This is a genomic window from Liquorilactobacillus vini DSM 20605 (genome assembly GCF_000255495.1).
Classification (GTDB): domain Bacteria; phylum Bacillota; class Bacilli; order Lactobacillales; family Lactobacillaceae; genus Liquorilactobacillus; species Liquorilactobacillus vini.
This window is the reverse complement of record NZ_AHYZ01000196.1, coordinates 1-1,203: the sequence shown is the minus strand read 5'-3', so window position 1 is coordinate 1,203 and position 1,203 is coordinate 1. Positions and strand designations below refer to the sequence as shown.

The 1,203-nt window shown below is 48.4% G+C and carries 11 tRNA genes and 1 rRNA gene; all 12 read right to left on the bottom strand.

From position 1 onward, the window contains the following. Window positions 1-55 precede the first annotated feature (55 nt). The 12 genes from ON15_RS10660 to rrf all read right to left on the bottom strand — a co-directional run bounded on the left by ON15_RS10660 (window position 56) and on the right by rrf (window position 1,197). A tRNA-Leu gene (locus tag ON15_RS10660) sits at window positions 56-140 on the bottom strand. A gap of 56 nt (window positions 141-196) precedes the next feature. Next, window positions 197-267, bottom strand: a tRNA-Cys gene (locus tag ON15_RS10655). Between the two features lie 25 nt (window positions 268-292). Next, window positions 293-364, bottom strand: a tRNA-Gln gene (locus ON15_RS10650). A 6-nt stretch (window positions 365-370) separates the two neighbouring features. Beyond that, window positions 371-443: transfer RNA gene (locus tag ON15_RS10645), tRNA-His, on the bottom strand. A 2-nt stretch (window positions 444-445) separates the two neighbouring features. Beyond that, window positions 446-519 (bottom strand) — tRNA-Trp (locus ON15_RS10640). Between the two features lie 6 nt (window positions 520-525). Continuing rightward, window positions 526-608 (bottom strand) — tRNA-Tyr (locus ON15_RS10635). 4 nt (window positions 609-612) lie between these two features. After that, a tRNA-Phe gene (locus tag ON15_RS10630) sits at window positions 613-685 on the bottom strand. A gap of 56 nt (window positions 686-741) precedes the next feature. Continuing rightward, window positions 742-814: transfer RNA gene (locus ON15_RS10625), tRNA-Val, on the bottom strand. Window positions 815-817: 3 nt separating this feature from the next. Beyond that, a tRNA-Glu gene (locus ON15_RS10620) sits at window positions 818-889 on the bottom strand. A gap of 10 nt (window positions 890-899) precedes the next feature. Next, window positions 900-991 (bottom strand) — tRNA-Ser (locus ON15_RS10615). Between the two features lie 9 nt (window positions 992-1,000). After that, a tRNA-Asn gene (locus ON15_RS10610) sits at window positions 1,001-1,073 on the bottom strand. A gap of 7 nt (window positions 1,074-1,080) precedes the next feature. Beyond that, window positions 1,081-1,197: ribosomal RNA gene (gene rrf, locus ON15_RS10605) — 5S ribosomal RNA — on the bottom strand. Window positions 1,198-1,203: the final 6 nt, after the last annotated feature.

Sequence of the window (1,203 nt, the reverse complement as noted above, 5' to 3'; positions counted from 1 at the left end):
TAAAAAAATAAACGCTGATAAATCAACGTTTACGTCTTATAGATACTACTAAAAATACCGGTGATCGGGGTCGAACCGATACGTCCTCAACGGACACTGGATTTTGAGTCCAGCGCGTCTGCCAATTCCGCCACACCGGCATGATAAAAAAATTATAACATAGACAGAATCAAAATGCTACCTTTTTTAAGGTAAAAGGCGGTAACCGGATTTGAACCGGTGATGAAGGTTTTGCAGACCTCTGCCTTACCACTTGGCTATACCGCCAATTTTAATTTTAAAACTCCATCAACTGGGTTAGCTGGATTCGAACCAGCGCATGAGGGAGTCAAAGTCCCTTGCCTTACCACTTGGCTATAACCCAATAATGGGCGATAGGTGGGAATCGAACCCACGCGTGCCGGAGCCACAATCCGGTGCGTTAACCACTTCGCCACTATCGCCATGGCAGGGGTAGTAGGAATTGAACCCACACTGACGGTTTTGGAGACCGTAGTTCTACCTTTAAACTATACCCCTATAAAATGGAAGGGAGTGGATTCGAACCACCGAACCCGAAGGAGCGGATTTACAGTCCGCCGCGTTTAGCCAGACTTCGCTACCCTTCCATAATGGCGCGGGACAGAATCGAACTGCCGACACATGGAGCTTCAATCCATTGCTCTACCGACTGAGCTACCGAGCCATAAACGATTCTAAAAATTAAAACAAATAAATTATAGAACCGTTGCATTTATTCGATGGAGGATACAGGGCTCGAACCTGTGACCCTCTGCTTGTAAGGCAGACGCTCTCCCAGCTGAGCTAATCCTCCAAGTGACCCGTACGGGATTTGAACCCATGTTACCGCCGTGAAAGGGCGGTGTCTTAACCACTTGACCAACGGGTCAATTTGCTGACGGAGAGTAAGGGATTCGAACCCTTGAAACAGATCAATATCCGTTTACATGATTTCCAATCATGCTCCTTCGGCCAACTCGGACAACTCTCCAGCAATATACTCCGGCAGGCGGGCTCGAACCGTCGACATTCTGATTAACAGTCAGACGCTCTACCAACTGAGCTATGCCGGAATTATAAGCACGGCAGCTTCCGACCCTCGCAGGGGGCGGTCCCCCAACTACTCTTGGCGTTAAGAAGCTTAACTTCTGTGTTCGGCATGGGTACAGGTGTATCCTTCTTGCTATCGCCACCGCACTTTTT